This window comes from Bradyrhizobium sp. SK17, assembly GCF_002831585.1.
Lineage (GTDB): Bacteria > Pseudomonadota > Alphaproteobacteria > Rhizobiales > Xanthobacteraceae > Bradyrhizobium.
Genome location: NZ_CP025113.1, coordinates 1,130,623 through 1,147,579, shown reverse-complemented (window position 1 = coordinate 1,147,579; position 16,957 = coordinate 1,130,623). Strand labels below are relative to the sequence as shown.

14 protein-coding genes are annotated in these 16,957 nt (G+C 65.4%); 6 read left to right on the top strand and 8 right to left on the bottom strand.

Going from position 1 to position 16,957, the window contains the following annotated elements; all coding sequences use genetic code 11:
- Positions 1-144: 144 nt before the first annotated feature.
- Positions 145-1,338, bottom strand: a complete 1,194-nt coding sequence (locus tag CWS35_RS05285) for a serine hydrolase (RefSeq protein ID WP_100951157.1) — start codon at positions 1,336-1,338, stop codon at positions 145-147.
- 346 nt (positions 1,339-1,684) lie between these two features.
- Between CWS35_RS05285 and CWS35_RS05280 the strand changes: the two genes are divergently transcribed.
- Together CWS35_RS05280 and CWS35_RS05275 are read left to right on the top strand one after the other, a co-directional pair.
- A complete protein-coding gene (locus CWS35_RS05280; protein ID WP_024584578.1) occupies positions 1,685-2,008 on the top strand; it encodes a hypothetical protein in 324 nt (107 codons plus the stop codon).
- 228 nt (positions 2,009-2,236) lie between these two features.
- Positions 2,237-3,733: an NAD-dependent succinate-semialdehyde dehydrogenase gene (locus tag CWS35_RS05275; protein ID WP_100951155.1), complete on the top strand. Its 1,497-nt coding sequence runs from the start codon at positions 2,237-2,239 to the stop codon at positions 3,731-3,733.
- Between the two features lie 66 nt (positions 3,734-3,799).
- On the opposite strand, the gene CWS35_RS05270 is transcribed toward CWS35_RS05275, so the two are convergent.
- On the bottom strand, positions 3,800-4,696 hold the full coding sequence (locus CWS35_RS05270) for a transporter substrate-binding domain-containing protein (protein ID WP_100956054.1): 897 nt from the start codon (positions 4,694-4,696) through the stop codon (positions 3,800-3,802).
- Positions 4,697-4,836: 140 nt separating this feature from the next.
- Here CWS35_RS05270 and CWS35_RS05265 point away from each other — a divergent pair, with 140 nt between their 5' ends.
- Together CWS35_RS05265 and CWS35_RS05260 are read left to right on the top strand one after the other, a co-directional pair.
- On the top strand, positions 4,837-5,529 hold the full coding sequence (locus CWS35_RS05265; protein WP_100951153.1) for a GntR family transcriptional regulator: 693 nt from the start codon (positions 4,837-4,839) through the stop codon (positions 5,527-5,529).
- 60 nt (positions 5,530-5,589) lie between these two features.
- A complete protein-coding gene (locus tag CWS35_RS05260) occupies positions 5,590-6,960 on the top strand; it encodes an FAD-binding oxidoreductase (protein WP_100951151.1) in 1,371 nt (456 codons plus the stop codon).
- Between the two features lie 52 nt (positions 6,961-7,012).
- Here CWS35_RS05260 and CWS35_RS05255 read toward each other — a convergent pair whose 3' ends face one another.
- The 6 genes from CWS35_RS05255 to CWS35_RS05230 form a co-directional block, all read right to left on the bottom strand.
- Complete coding sequence (locus CWS35_RS05255; protein WP_100956052.1) at positions 7,013-9,166, bottom strand: SulP family inorganic anion transporter; 2,154 nt, start codon at positions 9,164-9,166, stop codon at positions 7,013-7,015.
- Between the two features lie 481 nt (positions 9,167-9,647).
- Positions 9,648-10,694 carry an alpha/beta fold hydrolase gene (locus CWS35_RS05250; protein ID WP_100951149.1) on the bottom strand — a complete coding sequence of 349 codons (1,047 nt, stop codon included), beginning with the start codon at positions 10,692-10,694 and terminating at the stop codon, positions 9,648-9,650.
- Positions 10,695-10,766: 72 nt separating this feature from the next.
- Complete coding sequence (locus CWS35_RS05245; protein ID WP_100951147.1) at positions 10,767-11,570, bottom strand: crotonase/enoyl-CoA hydratase family protein; 804 nt, start codon at positions 11,568-11,570, stop codon at positions 10,767-10,769.
- A 50-nt stretch (positions 11,571-11,620) separates the two neighbouring features.
- A complete protein-coding gene (locus CWS35_RS05240; RefSeq protein ID WP_100951145.1) occupies positions 11,621-12,661 on the bottom strand; it encodes a zinc-binding dehydrogenase in 1,041 nt (346 codons plus the stop codon).
- Between the two features lie 259 nt (positions 12,662-12,920).
- Positions 12,921-13,835, bottom strand: a complete 915-nt coding sequence (locus tag CWS35_RS05235) for a phosphoribosylaminoimidazolesuccinocarboxamide synthase (RefSeq protein WP_100951143.1) — start codon at positions 13,833-13,835, stop codon at positions 12,921-12,923.
- Between the two features lie 81 nt (positions 13,836-13,916).
- Entirely contained in the window at positions 13,917-14,834 is a 918-nt protein-coding gene (locus CWS35_RS05230) for a pirin family protein (protein WP_024584569.1), read from the bottom strand.
- Positions 14,835-15,087: 253 nt separating this feature from the next.
- Between CWS35_RS05230 and CWS35_RS05225 the strand changes: the two genes are divergently transcribed.
- Both CWS35_RS05225 and CWS35_RS05220 read left to right on the top strand, forming a co-directional pair.
- On the top strand, positions 15,088-15,663 hold the full coding sequence (locus CWS35_RS05225; protein WP_100956050.1) for a GNAT family N-acetyltransferase: 576 nt from the start codon (positions 15,088-15,090) through the stop codon (positions 15,661-15,663).
- Positions 15,664-15,716: 53 nt separating this feature from the next.
- The gene (locus CWS35_RS05220; RefSeq protein WP_168226272.1) at positions 15,717-16,778 is read left to right on the top strand and encodes a helix-turn-helix domain-containing protein; all 1,062 of its coding nucleotides are present in this window, start codon (positions 15,717-15,719) and stop codon (positions 16,776-16,778) included.
- Positions 16,779-16,957 lie beyond the last annotated feature (179 nt).

Sequence of the window (16,957 nt, the reverse complement as noted above, 5' to 3'; positions counted from 1 at the left end):
GCGCCCCAACACCCGTCATGGCCGGGCTTGTTGTCCCGGCCATCCACGTCTTCCTCGCGGAGAGGCAAAGACGTGGATGCCCGGCACGAGGCCGGGCATGACGAGTTGGTGGAGCGGTCGTTCTGACGTTCGATGTTTCGAACCTCAGGCTGCCCGTTGCCCACTGCCGGCATCGAGCCCGGCATAGATGCCCTTCTCGAAGCCCGCAAAAGCCTCCAGGCTGTGCTTGTCGGCGAACGGCAACAACTGGGTCAGGATCACGCCGCAGACGTCGCGCGACGGATCGATCCAGTAATAGGTGTTGGCAAGGCCCGCCCAGGCGAGGCTGCCGGGGCTGCGGCCTTCCGGCGTCTTGGCGGTGTTGATCAGGAAGCTCAGCCCCCACTTCTTCACCTGGTCCGGATAGAGATCGACGTCGTTGGTGTACATCGGCGCCGCGGTCGGCATCTTCTCGACGTTGAGCTCGCCGATGTGGTTCTGCCCCATCGTCGCGACGGTCTCGGCCTTCAGCACCTGGTTGCCGTTGCCTTTGCCCTTGTTGAGGATCATCTGGCAGAACTTGAGGTAGTCGGCCGCGGTCGAATAGAGGCCGCCGCCACCCATGTGGAATTCAGGGTTTTGTTCGAGCTCGAACGGGATTGCGGCCAGTGCGCCGTCCTCGCCGCGCGCATGCATACCGACCAGCCGCTTGCGCATGTCGTCCGAAATCTTGAAGCCGGTCTCGTTCATGCCGAGCGGTGCGAACATGTGCTCGCGCAGATAGGCATCGAGCTTCTTGCCGGAAGCGGCTTCCACCGCCTTGCCGACGAAATCGATATTGATGCCGTATTCCCAGCGCGTGCCGGGATCGGTCATGATCGGCGTCTTCAGCGCGGCATTCAGGCAGGTGATGATGCCGGGCGTGCCGGTCTTTTCCATGTATTTGCCGAGGTCGGCGTCCCACATGTCGTAGGCGAAGCCGGCGGTGTGGGTCATGAGCCGGCGCAGCGTGATCGGCTTCTTCGCCGGCCGCAGCTTCGGTTCGCCCTTGGCGTCGAAGCCGTCGAGCACCTGCGCCGCGGCGAGGTCGGGCAACAGCTTGCCGATCGGCTCATCGAGCGAGAGCTTGCCTTGCTCGACGAGCTGCATCGCGCCCGCTGACGTCACCGCCTTGGTCATCGAGGCGATCCAGAACACGCTGTCGGCGGTCATGGGATCGCTCTTGGAGAGGTCGCGCTTGCCGAACGCGCCCTCGTAGATGACGTCCTTGCCGGTGGCCGCAATCGCGACGACCCCGGGAATCTCCTTTGCGTCGCTCTTCTGACGCAATACCTGATCGATCTGAGCCTTGCTCTGCATTGGGGCTTCCTCCGATGGGTTTATTATTTTGAAAGTGCCGGGATCATCCTCCCGCTTTTCGGGTCCCGCAAGGCGGCCATGCGATGCGATGATGTCGCGATGTCGTGAAAGCCGGGCCGGCAGGAGCGGTCTCGCTCAACCGGCATTCACCACGCGCACAGATTTTGTGGTGGATGTGGCGCAAGTCCCGGTGATCCCCGGGCGCGGCCACGGTAACGTGATCGAGGAATTGATTTTCGAGCCTGATTTTTTGCATTAACGCATTCAGATCGCTGCACAAACGGTGCGGCGAATTGGGATGATTTGACGAAAACGATCGTCATTTTTCGGGTTGCGGGACGCAGCGATGATTTCGACATGGAGTGAATGGAAGCGCTATCCGCGGCCCGGCCGCGGCGAGAACATCGAGGCGCCGATCTGCCCGGGCCTCTACGAGGTCCGCTACGCGGGTACCGGCGCGCTGCACTCGTTCGAGGCGGTCGACAATGTCGCACAGGCGCTCGCGCTGTTGCAGACCGGTACCAAATCCTGGTTCGGCCGCCGAGACGCCAGGGCACAGGCCGACCTCGAATACCGGACCTGCGCGACCTCGACCAAGGCGGATGCCAAGGCTGCCGCGGAACGCATGATCGGGCGCCGTGAAACCTACATGTCGGGCGGCGCGATCTGACGCGAGGACCGTCTTCCGGGACGATGCGCGGCGCCGAACCCTCAGATGCGCCGTTGCACAACTGAGATCTGGCAATTCCGGACCATCCCGGAGCGATCATCTTCCGCAACGGCGTCGCGTTTGTGTCCAAGCAGGGTCGCGCTGGCCGCCAGTGCATCGCAGTGGCTTTCCGCTTATATAGGCGGCCAAGACCCCCCGGGACATTCAAGACCTTCGAGGAGTAACGCCATGACCCCACCCGTCGCCGCACGCGCCGCGCAAGCCGCAGCATCCGCCCTCCACGATCGTCTGAAGGATCCGTCGCTGCTGCGCGACCGCTGCTACATCGACGGCGCCTGGGTCGGTACGCCCGAATTCGCGGTCAACAATCCGGCCAATGGCGCCGAGCTGATCAAGATCCCGCAGTTGAGTGGTGACGACGCGACCAAGGCCGTCGAGGCCGCCGAGCGCGCATTTCCGGCCTGGGCCAAGCTGACCGCCAAGCAGCGTTCCAACATCCTGCGCAAATGGTTCGACCTGATCATCGCCAACCGCGAGGATCTCGCGCTGATCCTGACCTCCGAGCAGGGCAAGCCGCTCGCGGAAGCGCTCGGCGAAGTCGATATCGGTGCCGCCTATGTCGAGTTCTTCGCGGAGGAAGCGCGCCGGGTCTATGGCGAAACCATTCCGACCCAGCGCGCCGATGCGCGCCTGCTCGCGATCCGGCAGCCGGTCGGCGTCTGCGGCGCCATCACGCCGTGGAATTTCCCGAACTCGATGATCACCCGCAAGGTGTCGCCGGCCCTGGCGGCCGGCTGCACCGTCGTGCTGAAGCCCGCCAACGAGACGCCGCTGTCGGCGCTGGCGCTCGCCGCGCTGGCCGAGAAGGCTGGCGTGCCGAAGGGCGTGTTCAACATCATCACCGGCGACGCGCCGCCGATCGGCAAGGTGCTGTGCGAGCATCCGGCGGTGCGCTTCGTCGGCTTCACCGGCTCGACCGAGGTCGGCAAGATCCTGTACAGGCAAGCCTCGGTCGGCGTGAAGAAGCTCGGCCTCGAGCTCGGCGGCAACGCGCCGTTCGTGGTGTTCGACGATGCCGATATCGATGCCGCGGTCGAAGGCGCCATCGTCTCGAAGTATCGCAACATGGGCCAGACCTGCGTCTGCGCCAACCGTCTCTATGCCCAGGACAAGATCTACGACCAGTTCGTGCAGAAGCTGTCGAAGAAGGTCGCCGAGATGAAGATCGGCGACGGCACGGAATCCGGCGTGACCCAGGGGCCGCTGATCAACATGGAGGCGATCGAGAAGGTCGAGCGCCACATCGCCGACGCCGTGAAGGGCGGCGCCAAGATCGTGACCGGCGGCAAGCGCTCCGCGCTCGGTCGCAGCTTCTTCGAGCCCACGGTGCTGTCCGACGTTCGCCCCGACGCGCTGGTGGCACACGAAGAGACCTTCGGTCCGCTCGCGCCGGTGATCCGCTTCAAGGACGAGGCCGACGTGATCGCGATGTGCAACGCCTCGCCGTTCGGTCTCGCCTCCTACTTCTATTCGCGCGACATCGGCCGGGTCTGGCGCGTCGCGGAAGCGCTGGAGTCGGGCATGGTCGGCGTCAATTCCGGCCTGATCACGACCGAGGTCGCACCGTTCGGCGGCGTCAAGGAATCGGGCCTCGGCCGCGAAGGCTCGCGCCACGGCATGGATGAATATGTCGAGATCAAATACGTGATGATGGCCGGCGTCTGAGCCGCGGCTCATGTCATCTCCGCTCAAGCCCGGCCCTGATAGATTCAGGGCCGGGCTTTTGCTGTCTCACACGCCCTTGTCGTTCGGATTGGCCACCGCATCCTTCAGCGGCGGGGTCATCGGGAAATTCAGGTTCACGTTCTTCGGCGGGATCGGCCGCGTGAACCATTTGGCGTAGAGCTCCTGGAATTCGCCGCTTGCCATCATGGCGGCGAGCGCGTTGTCGACCAGCGCCTTGAATTCCGGATCGCCCTTGCGGATGATCAGCCCGTAGGGCTCGGTGCGCAGGCTGTCGTCGATGATGCGCCAGTCGGACGGGTTCGGGCTGCCCGCGATCAGGCTCGCCAGCAGGATATCATCCATCACGAAGGCCTCGCTGCGCCCGGTGGTCAGCGCGAGGAACGAGGCGGCATGATCTGGGGTCAGGATATTCCTGGTCTGGAAGTGCTTCTCCTGGGCGCGCGCGCCGAGCAAGCCGATCGAGGTCGAGCCCGAGGTCAGCGCGACCGGCCGGTCGCCGAGATCCTCGAAGCGCCTGATCGGCGCGTCCTTGGCGACCACGGCGCGGATGCTCGACACGAAGATCGTGTTGCTGAAGGCGACCACCTTCTGCCGCTCCAGCGTGTTGGTGGCGGGACCGCAAACGATGTCGATGGTGCCGTTCTCGATCAGCGGAATCTGGGTCGAAAGCTGGATCGGCTGCAGCCTGGTCTGCAACCCGGGCAGCTTGAGTTCGCGCTTCACCGCGTCGACGATCCGCGCACAGAGGTCCATGGCGAAGCCGACCGGCTTCTGGTTGTCGTCGAGATAGGAGAACGGGATCGAGACGTCGCGATGCCCGAGCCGGATCTCGCCGCTGTCGCGGATCTTGGCAAGCGTGCCGCCGGGTGATTGGGCGTGTGCCGGGGCAGACGTTGCCGCAAGAAAGATTAGGAAAATCAATCGCTTGGTGGCTCGATGCATCATGATTCGCGGCTGTCGGCGGGATTGGATACGATAGGTCAAGATTTTATACACAGCATTGCATAATCAAGAAAGTAATTTTATACAATCTTGGCCCGGTCGGATATTCCGCTCGGGCGTATCAGCACGAGAGAATCCGGATGGAGCACGCAGCCGCCGCCAGCCACCGAGGGGCCGGACCCCACGGTTCCGCGCCGGACGCCGTGCGGGAGGCGCTGCGGGCCGCGATCAGCTCGGGCGAGCTCGCGCCCGGATCGCAGCTGCGCCAGGACGAACTGGCCACGCGGTTCGGCACCAGCCGGATCCCGGTGCGTGAGGCATTGCGCCAGCTCGAGGCGGAGGGTTTCGTCACCTTCCTGCCCAACCGCGGCGCGGTCGTCTCCGACCTCTCGATCGACGAGGTGATCGAGCTGCTCGAGATCCGCATCGCGCTCGAATGCCATGCATTGCGCCTGGCGATACCCGACATGACCGAGATCGATCTCGATGAGGCGACGAAAATCCTCCGGGCCTATGACGCGGAGCCAGATCCGGCGCAATGGGGCGCCTTCAACTGGAAATTCCACGCCGCGCTCTACGCGCCGTGCAATCGCCCGCGGCTGCTCGGCATGATCGAGGCGAATTACGGCCATGTCGGCCGCTTCACGCGGGCGCTGGTGTCGCAGGCCACCGGCAAGGAGCGTCCGCAGCGCGACCACTACCGGCTGCTCGAACTCTGCCGCGACGGCGAGGCCAAGAAAGCCGTCCGCCTGCTGCGCGAGCATATCGAGGAGACGCAGAAGACGTTGCGCTCGGCACAACGCCAGGCGTTGCGGGATGCTGCCCCGGTCTGATCGATATCGAGACATCACGAACCATTGCCGGCTCCGCTGCGGGCCGACCGGAGACTGCATGTGAAGACCAATGACGTCGAAATCCTGGTGATCGGTGCCGGCATCGTCGGGATCGCCACGGCCTATTACCTCGCGGTCGAGCACAAGCGCGCGCGTCTGTTGATCGTCGATGAAGGTCAGCCGATGGCGCTGACCTCGGCGCAATCGGGCGAGAATTATCGCAATTGGTGGCCGCATCCGACGATGGCCGATTTCACCAACCATTCCACCGACCTGATGGAGGAGATCGCGCGCCGCAGCGACAACCGCCTCCACATGACGCGGCGTGGCTACCTTCTGGTCACGCGTGAAGAAACGCCGGACGAGCTGTTGCAGCAACTCCACGCCGGCTACGGCGCGCAGGCCGCGCAGCTGATCCGCCTGCATGAAGGTTCAGGCCGCGGCTACTTGCCGCCGCATTCGGCCGACTGGCAGAGCGCGCCCGACGGCGTCGACGTCCTGCTCGGCCGCGACCTGATCCAGGCGCATTACCCGACCTTCGACCGGGAGGTCGCGACTGCGCTGCATATCCGTCGTGCCGGCGACATCAGCGGCCAGCAGCTCGGCCAGTACATGCTGGAAACCATGCGGCCGCTGGGTGCACGGTTCCAGCAGGGGAGGGTGGTCGGCATCGCGAAGACCGATCGCTTCGCCGTCGATGTGGTGACCGATGGTGCGCGACAGACCATCAAGACCGATATCATCGTCAATGCCGCCGGTCCGTTCGCGGCGCATGTCGCGGCGATGCATGGCGAAACGCTGCCGATCGTCAACGTGCTGCAACAGAAGATCGCGTTCGCCGATCGCAACCGCGCGGTCGATCGCAGGATGCCGTTTGCGATCGATCTCGACGGCCAGACGCTGGCGTGGTCCGATGACGAGCGCGAGGCGCTCGTAGCGGCGCCGGAATTCGCGCGCCTGCTGGCGCCGATGCCGGGCAGCATCCATTGCCGGCCCGACGGCGGCGATCACGGCGAGTGGATCAAGCTCGGCTGGGCGTTCAATGACGAGACGACGACCGAGCCGGTCCGCGAGCCGGAGCTGAACCCATACTTTCCTGAGGTGGTGCTGCGCGCGGCGAGCCGGCTGCAACCGCGGCTCAAGCATTATCTCGGCGCGCTGCCGCGCGACCGCGTGCACTATGGCGGCTACTATCCGATGACGAAGGAAAACTGGCCGCTGATCGGGGCTGCCAAGACGCCGGGCGTGTTCCTCGCCGCTGCCTTGTCGGGTTACGGCACGATGGGCGCCTGCGCCACCGGCGATCTCTGCGCCCGTGCCGTCGTCGGTGCGCCGGCGCCGGCATTCGCCCGCAGCCTGTCGCTCGCGCGCTATGAGGACAAGGCGCTGATGGACGAACTCGCGGCGAGCGCAAGCCGGGGGCTGCTGTAGCTCAACGGTATCTTCGCAGCTTGGAGACGTAACGCGAAATCCGGCTCGCGTACTAGCGCCGCAGCACCGCGATGGTGCGGTTGGCGAAGCTCAGCCGCTCCGCGATCACGGATACGAAATAGGTCAGGAGCTTGTGGCTGAGCTCGGGGTCCTCGTCGCGGATCGCGGCGAACTGGTGCGTGTTGAGCACGTAGAGCACGCTCGCCATCTCGGCCTGGATGGTCGCGCTGCGCGGGACCTGCGAGACCAGGCCCATCTCGCCGATCGTGGTATAGCGGCCGAGGCTGCGCACCCGCGTGGTGCGGCCGTCCTCGGCCGGCACCATGATGCCGACGCGACCGTCGAGGATGAAGTGCATGGAATCGGCGGCGTCGCCGGCGTGTACGATGATCTCGCCGGTGTCGACCTCGATGCGCTGACAACGCCGGATCAACGTATCGGCGTCGTCCTCGCTGCCCAGCATCCCGGTGAACCAGCCGCGCAAATCGGCCTCCTCCTGTGCGAGTTCCTGGTGCTGGGCGATGATCTGGTTCTCGCACCATTCCAGCGCGCGATCGAGCTCGTCGATCACGGTCACGCCCTCGGTGATGAAGTCGCCGGAGCGCAACACCTGCTCGGCCTTCGCCGCCAGATGCACCAGCACCAGCTCGACGCCGACGTCATGCGCGCTGCGCTTGATCTGCGCGAAACTGTAGGCCGCCGAGGAATCGATGCCGGTGACGAGCTTGAAATCGAACAGCAGATAGCGGCACTCCGGCCGCGCGGCCAGCAGGGTCTTGACGTGCTGATAGAGCCGGTTGGCGGAGCCGAAGAACAGATAGCTCTGCAAGGTCAAGCCCTGGATCTTGCCGCCATGCGCCAGCAGCACGTCCTGATCGTCGCGCGAGCGATCGAGCGAGCTGCGGTATTCGGCACCGTCGAAGCCGAACTTGATCGCCTCGACCCGCGCCGCGCTGAGCGCAAAGGTCGCGCAGCCGATGATGATTCCGATCAGGATGCCGGGCACGAAGCCCCAGGTCACGATGATGGCGACGATCGCCAGCAGCGAAAGATACTCGGTCTGCGACAGCCGCTTGCGCGATTCGATCATCCATTTGTGCAACTGGTCGGCGCCGAGATAGATCAGGAGCCCGCCGAGCACGAACTTCGGCATGTAGCCGAGCAGCTGCGGCGCCAGGGCCAGCATCAGCAGCGAGATCGCGGCAACCGTCAGCCCGGACAGCGGGCCTCGCCCGCCGCTGGAGAAATTCAGGATCGAACGGCTGACCGAGATGCAGCCGGCATAGCCGGCCAGCGCGCCGGTCACGATATTGGCGAAGCCGGTGATGTTGAGCTCGCGTTCGAGATTGGCCTCGCGATGCACCGCGACCTCGATGCCGGTGGTGTTGAACAGCGTGCTCGCCGCTGTGACGAACACCACGGCGATCAGATTGCCGAGCAGGTCCGGCACCGCCGACCACGGATAATGCATAAGCTCGGCGGTGTGCCACGGCAGCATGAAAGTCGATGCCGGTGGCGGCTCGAGGGTCCAGCCGGTCAGGTGAGCTTCCTCGGGCGTAATGCCGATGATCCAGAAGGTGAGATGCGCCACGATCACGCCGCCGACCAGGATGATCGGCAGGCCGAACGGGGTGCGCGAGCGATGCCAGGTCAGATACAGCACCAGCGCCATCGCGCAGGCGGCGCTCAGTTCGGAGATCGTGATCATGTTCGTGAAGCGGTGCAGGGTGCTGAGCTGGACCGGGTAACCGGTGATCACCCTGATCGCGCCCAGCACGATCAGCAGGCCGGTCGCCCCGAGGAATCCACCGACCACGGGGTAGGGCACGTAGCGAATGGCGCGGCCCAGCCGCGTCAGCCCGAGACAGCACAGCACGATGCCCGTGACGATGGTCGAGAGTCCCAGCGTGATCAGCACCGGCGACAGCAGCGGCGCGGTCGGGTCGGCGCTGCCGATGCGTTCGACCAGCGTGGCCATCAGGATTCCCGTCACCGCAGACGTTGATGTGTCCGGGCCGGCGACCGCGAAAGGCAGTGAGCTGCCGAAGGCAATGAAGGTCGCGAGCACCGCCGAGGAGATGAACGTCGCCGCGACGCCATATGACAGATAGGGCGCCAATGGCCCGGCGAAGATCAGCAGCGCATAGGACAGGCCGAAGGTGATGCCGAGCACGCTGGCGGCGCTGCCGCCGAGAATGTCATGCATGGCCCGCCGCGCGCGCGAGCCGAAATGGAGCGACCGACCGATCACGTTGAAAAATATCCTAAACTATCGCCGCTAGAGCGTTTTCGAGCGAAGTGGATACCGGTTCGCGTGAAGAAAACGCGTCAAGACAAGAAACCTGGAGCCCCGTCCCGATTCCATCGGGATGGGAAAGGCTCTAGTCGTAGACGAGCCCGGCGCAGGACGACAACAGGATTTTTGTGACAGCGCTTCTCAGCCCGCGCATTTTGGCCTCTCCCGCGTACGGGCAGGGCTATCGCATATGCGCTCGATTTCCCCACAAAGTCCGTCATGTCCGGCCTTGTGCCGGGCATCCACGTCTTAGTTTCCGCGTGAGGAAGACGTGGATGGCCAGGACAAGCCCGGCCATGACGAATGTGGAGACAGCAAAGCCGCTCGCTGCCATATGCGATTGCTCTACCCGCACGGAGGTCGGCGTGCCGGTTCTGTCTGGCCCGATTGTCTAGCCGAGGCTGTCCATGAACGTGCGCAACCGCGGTGCCCATTTGTGGGCGTCGCGGCCTGATGCCGAATGGCCGTAGTCGCTGTCGAGCAGGAAATAATCGGCATCGACGCCGGCTCCCTTGAGCGCCGGCATCACCTGCTGCGCGAGCTCCGGCGGGAACAGTCTGTCGGTCCGCGACAACACATAGAGCAGCTTGGCCTTGATCTGCCCGAACTGCGCCGTCACGTCGAAGCCGCGCAGTGCCTTGGCAAGGGTCAGCAGCGAATTGGCGTCGAACCCCTTGGCCCACTCCGTCGCCTCGGCGCGGATCGCGGCCTCGATTTCGGCGGCATCGCTCAGCGTGTCGCGCAACCGCGTTTCGATGCCGTAGGTCTTCAGCGTCGCGGAGCGGATCTGGATCATGCTTTCGAGCACGCCACCGTGATCGTAATAGTCGCCGCCGTTCCAGTTCGGATCCTGCGACAAGGTCGCCATCAAGCGTGCGACATTGCCTTCGGAACGCTCGCGTGGCACCAGCGGCGCGGTGACCACGGCGGCGATGCCGCGCATGGCGTCGGGATAGTCCACCGCCCATTGCAGTGCCTGGAATCCGCCATAGGACGGACCGACGATCGCAACCAGCTTTTCGATGCCGAGCCCATCGAGCAACGCACGCTGGGTGGCGACGATGTCGCCGACGGTGATATCGGGAAAGCGCGGCCCGTAGTGCCGGCCCGTCCGCGGGTCGATGCTCGCCGCGCTGGTCGAGCCGTAGGACGAGCCCAGCATGTTCGGGCAGATCGCGAAGTAGCGGTTGGTGTCGACGGCCTTGTCGGGGCCGACGATCTCGCACCAGCTGCCTTCGCCGGTCGATCCGCCGGGGTCGATCATCTGCGGGCCGCTGGTGTTGCCATGGGTGATCAGCACGGCGTTGTCACGGTTGGCCGACAGCGTGCCGACGGTGCGGTACGCGATCGTGACCTCCGGAAGCGCGCCGCCGTTCTGTAAGCGGAAATTTGACGTGGTGAAGGTCTTCAGCTCGGTTGCGATCGCTTGTGCGGGCATGTTCTTGCTTCCGGAATGGGTACGACAGGTCAGCACGTCCGCGGCGCGAACGCAAAGGCTGAGGTTGCGGGACTAGCCGCCGCCCTGGTTGCCGAAGGCGCCGTGACGCCCGATGCCTGAGGCGAATCGCGTCGCGCCGGACAGCGTCTCGCCTGACGCGATCACGTCGAGCCCGCCGCGCATCTCGTTCCTGATCGCTTCTTCTTCCTCGAGGTCCCACTGCCGCAGCGCCGACAGGCGGTCGGCGCGCAAGCAGGTCTGCGGGAACTGGGCGATCTCCCTGGCGAGCGCGATGGCGTGCGCGCGCGTCTCGCCCTTCGGCACCAGGCGGTTGGCAAGCCCGATGCGGTGGGCTTCAGCGCCGCTCACCGGGCGTCCGGTGAGGATCAGATCGATCGCTTGCGAATGGCCGATCAGTCGCGGCAGACGGATGGTGCCGAGATCGATCAGCGGCACGCCGAAGCGGCGGCAGAACACGCCGAAGGTCGCGTCCTCGGCGACGACGCGCATATCGGCCCACAGCGCGAGCTCCATGCCGCCGGCGACGGCGAAGCCTTCGATCGCGGCGATCACCGGCTTCGACAGCCGCATCCGGCTCGGTCCCATCGGCGCGATGGTGTCATGGCCGCCGATCTCGCGCTTCCTCTCGGGATCACCCGCCGCCACCGCCTTGAGATCGGCGCCGGCGCAGAACGTGCCGCCGGTGCCGGTGAACACCGCGACCGATGCGTTGGCGTCGGCATCGAAGGCCGTGAACGCGTCATACAATTTGCGCGCGGTCGCGCCATCGACCGCGTTGCGGTTGTGCGGACGGTTGATCGAGACGATGGTGATCGGACCATCGCGCTCGACGAGCACGCTGTCGGGTTCGGTCATTGGCTGGCTCCCTTTGCTTTTCTGGTTGGAGAGCAGCCTAGCGCCGTTGGTCAGGCGATGCCATCGTGAACGAAGGCGACGCGGATGGTCGGATCGCCGATCGCCTCATGCGCATCCTCGAACCGGACGCGGCGGGTGATCACATGCTCCGGGTGGTAGTGTCCCGCCGTAACATGCGCAACGCAGTCGGGCAGTTCGGCACGCACATTGACGCGGCTGACCCTCAGCGTGATTCCGACGCCGTACATGTGCCGCAGCGGCACCGGCGTGGTCGCGGCGAAGTCGCCATACATGCGCTGGCAGAGGCCGTTCGGTTCGGTTGCACGGAAGGCCAGGAGGATGCTGGCGTCGGTTGCCGCGGCGTCGATCACGATCGGGAACAGGCCGGGTGGCTCCATCACCAGACCCGCCGGCGCCTCGACGATATCGGCGCCCAGTGCCTTTGCCTTGGCCAGCCGCGGCGAATGGTCGTCGAGATAGACGACGCGGCCCGCACCGCACGCCAACGCGGCCTGCACCGCGAACATCGCAAGCGATTGCGCGAACCCGCCGATCACCAGCACAGCCGCGCCGGGCCATTGCCGCAGCAAGCGCGCCACCGCGGAAAAGCCGTCGGTCGCGCCGTCGGCCAGCCCCGCGGTCTGCGATAGCGCATGGCCCTCCGGCTGTCGCACCAGCATGTGATCGGCGAACGGCACACGGATCAGGTCGGACAGTCCGCCGCCATATTCGACGCCGCAAACCGGCTTCAGCCCGTAGGACGAGCGAAACGGCACCGCCGTGCAGGCATTGGTGTGGCCGCGCCGGCACCGGTCGCAGGTGCCGCAGCTGATCTGGAATGGCACGATCACGAGATCGCCGGGCGCAAAACTCTTCACCCGATCGCCGACCGCGGTGATGCGGCCGGCCGTCTCGTGCCCGAGCGCGAATGGCCCTTGCAGGCCCGATCGGCCGTGCACGATCGCAAGGTCGAGATCGCAACGCGTCACCGCAAGCGGCTGCACCAGCGCGTCGCCATCATCCTGCAAGGTCGGTGCGGGAACGTCCCACCATTCGACCTTGTTGCCGCCGACATAAGTCAATTGCCGCATCGTGCAGTCTCCGTTACGGGCGGAGAGTGCAGGGTGGTGGGTGCGGCGACAAAAGGTTTGTCTTCAACAGGGGTGAATGGAATTCACCTCCGTGGCTGGTTGATGCAGGCGCGCAGCGCGCCCTCTCCCCGTTACCCTGATGAGCCGCGAAGCGGCGTCTCGAAGGATGCACGGCCACGAGCGGGGGCCGTCGACCCTTCGAGAAGCGCTACGCGCTCCTCAGGGTGACGGTGATGGAGTGAGTGCGACGACGGTGCCGCTAGATCTTCAGCTCGCTTCCGGTCACGCGGCGATACGCTTCGAGATACCGCTTGCTGGTGGCGTCCACCACACTCGCCGGCAGCGGCGGCGCCGGGGCGTCGCCGTTCCAGCGGCCGGCGCGGCGCTCGATGTCGAGATAGTCGCGCAGCGGCTGCTTGTCGAAGCTCGGCTGCGGCTGGCCCGGCTTGTAGGCATCGACCGCCCAGAACCGCGAGGAGTCCGGCGTCATCACCTCGTCGATCAGGATGATGCGACCGTCCTTGTCGCGCCCGAACTCGAACTTGGTATCGGCGATGATGATGCCGCGCGCGCGGCTGGTCTGTTCGCCGTAAGCGTAGACATCGCGCGCCATCTTCTCCAGCGTCGAGGCAACATCGGCACCGACGATCTCGCGCACCCGCGCAACCGTGATGTTCTCGTCATGGCCGGCCTCGGCCTTGGTCGCCGGGCTGAAGATCGCGGGTTCGAGCTTTTGGCTCTCGACCAGCCCCGCCGGCAGCTTCTCGCCGGCGAGCGTGCCCGCGGCGGCGTACTCTTTCCAGGCCGAGCCTGAGATGTAACCGCGGATCACGCATTCGATCGGGAACACGGTGGTGCGCTGGCACAGCATCGCGCGGCCGAGGATGTCGTCACGATGGTTCTTCAGTTCTGGTACCGCGCGGATGATCTCGTCGGCATCGGCGCTGATCATGTGATGCGGCACGGTGCTTTCGAGTTGCCGGAACCACCAGGCGCTGATCTGGGTCAGCACCGCGCCCTTCATCGGAATGGTTTCCGCCATCACCACGTCGAACGCCGAGATGCGGTCGGTGGTGAGCAGCAGCACGCGATCGTCGCCGACGGCGTAGATGTCGCGCACCTTGCCGCGGCCGATCCGGGGCAGGGGCAAATCGCTTGTCAGCATCGCGGTCATGGGCGTGATCTTTCGAAAGCAAGGCGCCCGCACGCGGCGTGCGGGCTGCCGAGGATATCAAGGGATATCACAGCAAATAGCTCACTCCGGCAGCGGAATGAACTCGTGTTCCTGCGGAACCTGGGCGAAACGGCCGGTTTTCCAGTCCTGTTTGGCCTGTTCGATCCGCTCCTTCGATGACGAGACGAAATTCCACCAGATGTGGCGCGGCCCTTCCAGCGCGTCGCCGCCGAGGAACATCATGCGGGTCGGCCGCAGCGTCTTCACGGTGATGCGGTCGCCGGGCCGGAAGATCAGGAGCCGCGGCCCCTCATGGCGATCGCCCGCGATCTCGACCTCGCCGTCGACGATGTAGATCGCGCGCTCCTCATGATCGGGGTCGAGCGGCACGCTGGTGCCGGCCTGCGCGGTGACTTCGGTGTAGAACCAGGGCGAGACCATGCTGACCGGTGAGGTGATGCCGAACGCCGAGCCCGCGATCACCCGCGCGGTGAAGTCGCGCTCGGAAATCATCGGCAGGTCGCCCGCGCCATAATGCTGGAACGACGGCGCGATCTCTTCCTTGCCGGCCGGCAGCGCGATCCAGCTTTGCAGGCCCAGCATCTTCTGGCCGTCGCGGCGCTGCACGTCGGGGGTACGTTCGGAATGCGCGATGCCGCGGCCCGCGGTCATCAAATTCATCGCGCCGGGCTGGATCTCCTGGATGTTGCCCTCGCTGTCGCGGTGCATGATGCTGCCGTCGAACAGATAGGTGACGGTGGCGAGCCCGATATGCGGATGCGGCCGCACGTCCATGCCCTTGCCGGCGAGATATTGCACCGGGCCGAAATGGTCGAAGAAGATGAACGGCCCGACCATCTGCCGCTTGCCATGCGGCAGCGCGCGTCGCACCGCAAAGCCGTCGCCGAGATCGCGGGTGCGCGGCACGATGATCAGGTCCAGCGCGTCGCAGGTTTGGGGATCACCGAGTTCGGGATCGGTCGAGGGCTGCCAGCTCATGTGGGACTCCTTACATCTTGCCGGATCATACTCTTTTGCCGCGATCATACCCCATCCGCCGTCCCGGCCAAGCGAAGCGCGAGCCGGGACCCGTAACCACAAATGCTTATGTTGCGAAGGCTGCGGCCGCAGCACCGCGCACCAACCGAATTTGGTGGTTATGGGTCCCTGCTTTCGCAGGGACGATGGCGTGGTGTGCGGCTCTAGCGTGGCAGCGATGACAACGGCATAATTCCGGAAACCGGAGGCGATGATGGTTTCGCTGCTGAGGCCTAATGCAAACCTGCTGCGTGTCGATGGTCCCGTGATCGAGACCGCGCGGCTCATCCTGCGGCCATGGCGCGTATCCGATATCGCTGACAACACGCGGATGCTGTCCGATCCCGAGACGGCGCGCTTCATCACGCCGGATCATCAGCCCATCACGTCGGAGCTGAAGGGCTGGCGCAACGCTGCCGTGATCTCGGGCCATTGGGCGCTGCATGGCTTCGGCATGTTCGCGGTCGAGGAGAAATCGTCCGCCCGTTATATCGGCCGCGTCGGGCCGTATTATCCGCCGGGCTGGCCGGGCTTCGAGGTCGGCTGGGGCATCGCCCGGGAGCATCGCGGCCAGGGCTATGCGGTCGAGGCGGCGCGCGCCGCGATCGATTTTGTGTTCGACAATTTCACGCTCGACCGCATCATCCATTGCATCGATCCGGCCAATGTCGCGTCCCAGGCGGTGGCGCGGCGGCTCGGCGCCGACAATGAGGGGCCGGGTCGGCTCGAGGGCGATGTCGTCGATATCTGGGTCACGACACGCCAGCGCTGGCGCCGCGATCCGGCTTGAAAAATGCAGCCTGAGCGCCGATTGTTCGGCTGATCCGGAGATCCTTTCGACCGATGACATTGGCCGCAACCGAACTCTGCCTGCGCGCCGCCGCGGTGACGCTGCTGCTGGTGCTTGCAGCCTCGATGTTCGCGGATTTCCGCAACGTGCTGGCGGGGCGGCTCGTGATCGCCTTCGCGCTCGGCGCGGCCGCGCATGCGGTGACCGCGTCGATCGGCGCCGGGGAGCCGATCTCGGTCTGGCACGCGCCGCTGATCGCGCTTGCGACCGGCGACATGGTGGTGTTCTGGCTGTTCACCCGCGCGCTGTTCGATGATGGCTTCGTGCTGCGTTGGTGGCACGGTCTGATCTGTGCCGCGGTGGTCGCATTCAGCTTCGTCAATTGCATGTGGATCGCGCCCCGCGGCCACGCGCAGGCAGCGATCACCACGGTCAATCTGCTGGGGCTCGTCTTCATCGCGCTTGCCGTGGCGCAGACCGTCGGATCATGGTCGGCGGATCTGGTCGAGCGCCGCCGCCGCGTTCGTGTCTTTATCGTGGTGGCGTCGGCGCTGTATGGCGGAATGAACGCGCTGCTACAGATCGCCTATGCCGGCAGCCGGGTGACCGTGGAGTGGGCCAACCTGCTCAACGCGGGCGTGCTCGCCGCCATCGTCGCAGGTATCACCTGGGCCATGATGCGCGTCGATGGCGCCGAGCTGTTCGCCACGCCGGTCGAGCCCGTCATTGCCAACGCGCCGCCGGCCGCGATGGAGGAGATAGCCGACCAGAAGCTGGTCAATACCCTGATGCGGCTGATGGCGGACGAGCGGATCTACCGCCAGGACAACGTCACCATCGGCATGCTGGCGACCCGGCTCAAGATTCCCGAATACCGGTTGCGGCGGCTGATCAACCAGCGGCTCGGCTATCGCAATTTCAACGTCTTCCTCAACAACCACCGCATCGAGGAAGCCAAGGCCGCGCTCGCCGATCCCACCCAGGCCGAAGTCCCGGTCATCACCATCGCGATGGACGCCGGCTTCCAGTCGCTCGGCCCGTTCAATCGCGCCTTCAAGGCCACCACCGGCGTGACCCCAACCGAGTACCGCAAGCTGAAGGCGAGCGCGGCGTGATTGCTCCATTTCGTCGTGAGGGGCGCACCGACGGCAGGGTTCCCTCCCTCAGCCTTGCCGAACGCTGCCGCCGCCGGCCCCCTTTGCATGGGGTTGTTTTCGATATTCTGGCAAGGGGCCTGCCGTGAGAGCGCCCCGCAACGGGAAGCCCGACCGGCGCGTCGACTTCGTCGTTCCAG

Excerpts from the sequence above, each read along its gene's own strand:
- CWS35_RS05220 (WP_168226272.1), top strand. The coding sequence starts at position 15,717 with ATGACATTGGCCGCAACCGAACTCTGCCTGCGCGCCGCCGCGGTGACG.
- CWS35_RS05285 (WP_100951157.1), bottom strand. The coding sequence starts at position 1,338 with ATGCAGAGCAAGGCTCAGATCGATCAGGTATTGCGTCAGAAGAGCGAC.
- CWS35_RS05275 (WP_100951155.1), top strand. The coding sequence starts at position 2,237 with ATGACCCCACCCGTCGCCGCACGCGCCGCGCAAGCCGCAGCATCCGCC.
- CWS35_RS05250 (WP_100951149.1), bottom strand. The coding sequence starts at position 10,694 with ATGCCCGCACAAGCGATCGCAACCGAGCTGAAGACCTTCACCACGTCA.
- CWS35_RS05240 (WP_100951145.1), bottom strand. The coding sequence starts at position 12,661 with ATGCGGCAATTGACTTATGTCGGCGGCAACAAGGTCGAATGGTGGGAC.
- CWS35_RS05230 (WP_024584569.1), bottom strand. The coding sequence starts at position 14,834 with ATGAGCTGGCAGCCCTCGACCGATCCCGAACTCGGTGATCCCCAAACC.
- CWS35_RS05255 (WP_100956052.1), bottom strand. The coding sequence starts at position 9,166 with ATGCATGACATTCTCGGCGGCAGCGCCGCCAGCGTGCTCGGCATCACC.
- CWS35_RS05235 (WP_100951143.1), bottom strand. The coding sequence starts at position 13,835 with ATGACCGCGATGCTGACAAGCGATTTGCCCCTGCCCCGGATCGGCCGC.
- CWS35_RS05245 (WP_100951147.1), bottom strand. The coding sequence starts at position 11,570 with ATGACCGAACCCGACAGCGTGCTCGTCGAGCGCGATGGTCCGATCACC.
- CWS35_RS05280 (WP_024584578.1), top strand. The coding sequence starts at position 1,685 with ATGATTTCGACATGGAGTGAATGGAAGCGCTATCCGCGGCCCGGCCGC.
- CWS35_RS05265 (WP_100951153.1), top strand. The coding sequence starts at position 4,837 with ATGGAGCACGCAGCCGCCGCCAGCCACCGAGGGGCCGGACCCCACGGT.
- CWS35_RS05270 (WP_100956054.1), bottom strand. The coding sequence starts at position 4,696 with ATGCATCGAGCCACCAAGCGATTGATTTTCCTAATCTTTCTTGCGGCA.
- CWS35_RS05225 (WP_100956050.1), top strand. The coding sequence starts at position 15,088 with ATGGTTTCGCTGCTGAGGCCTAATGCAAACCTGCTGCGTGTCGATGGT.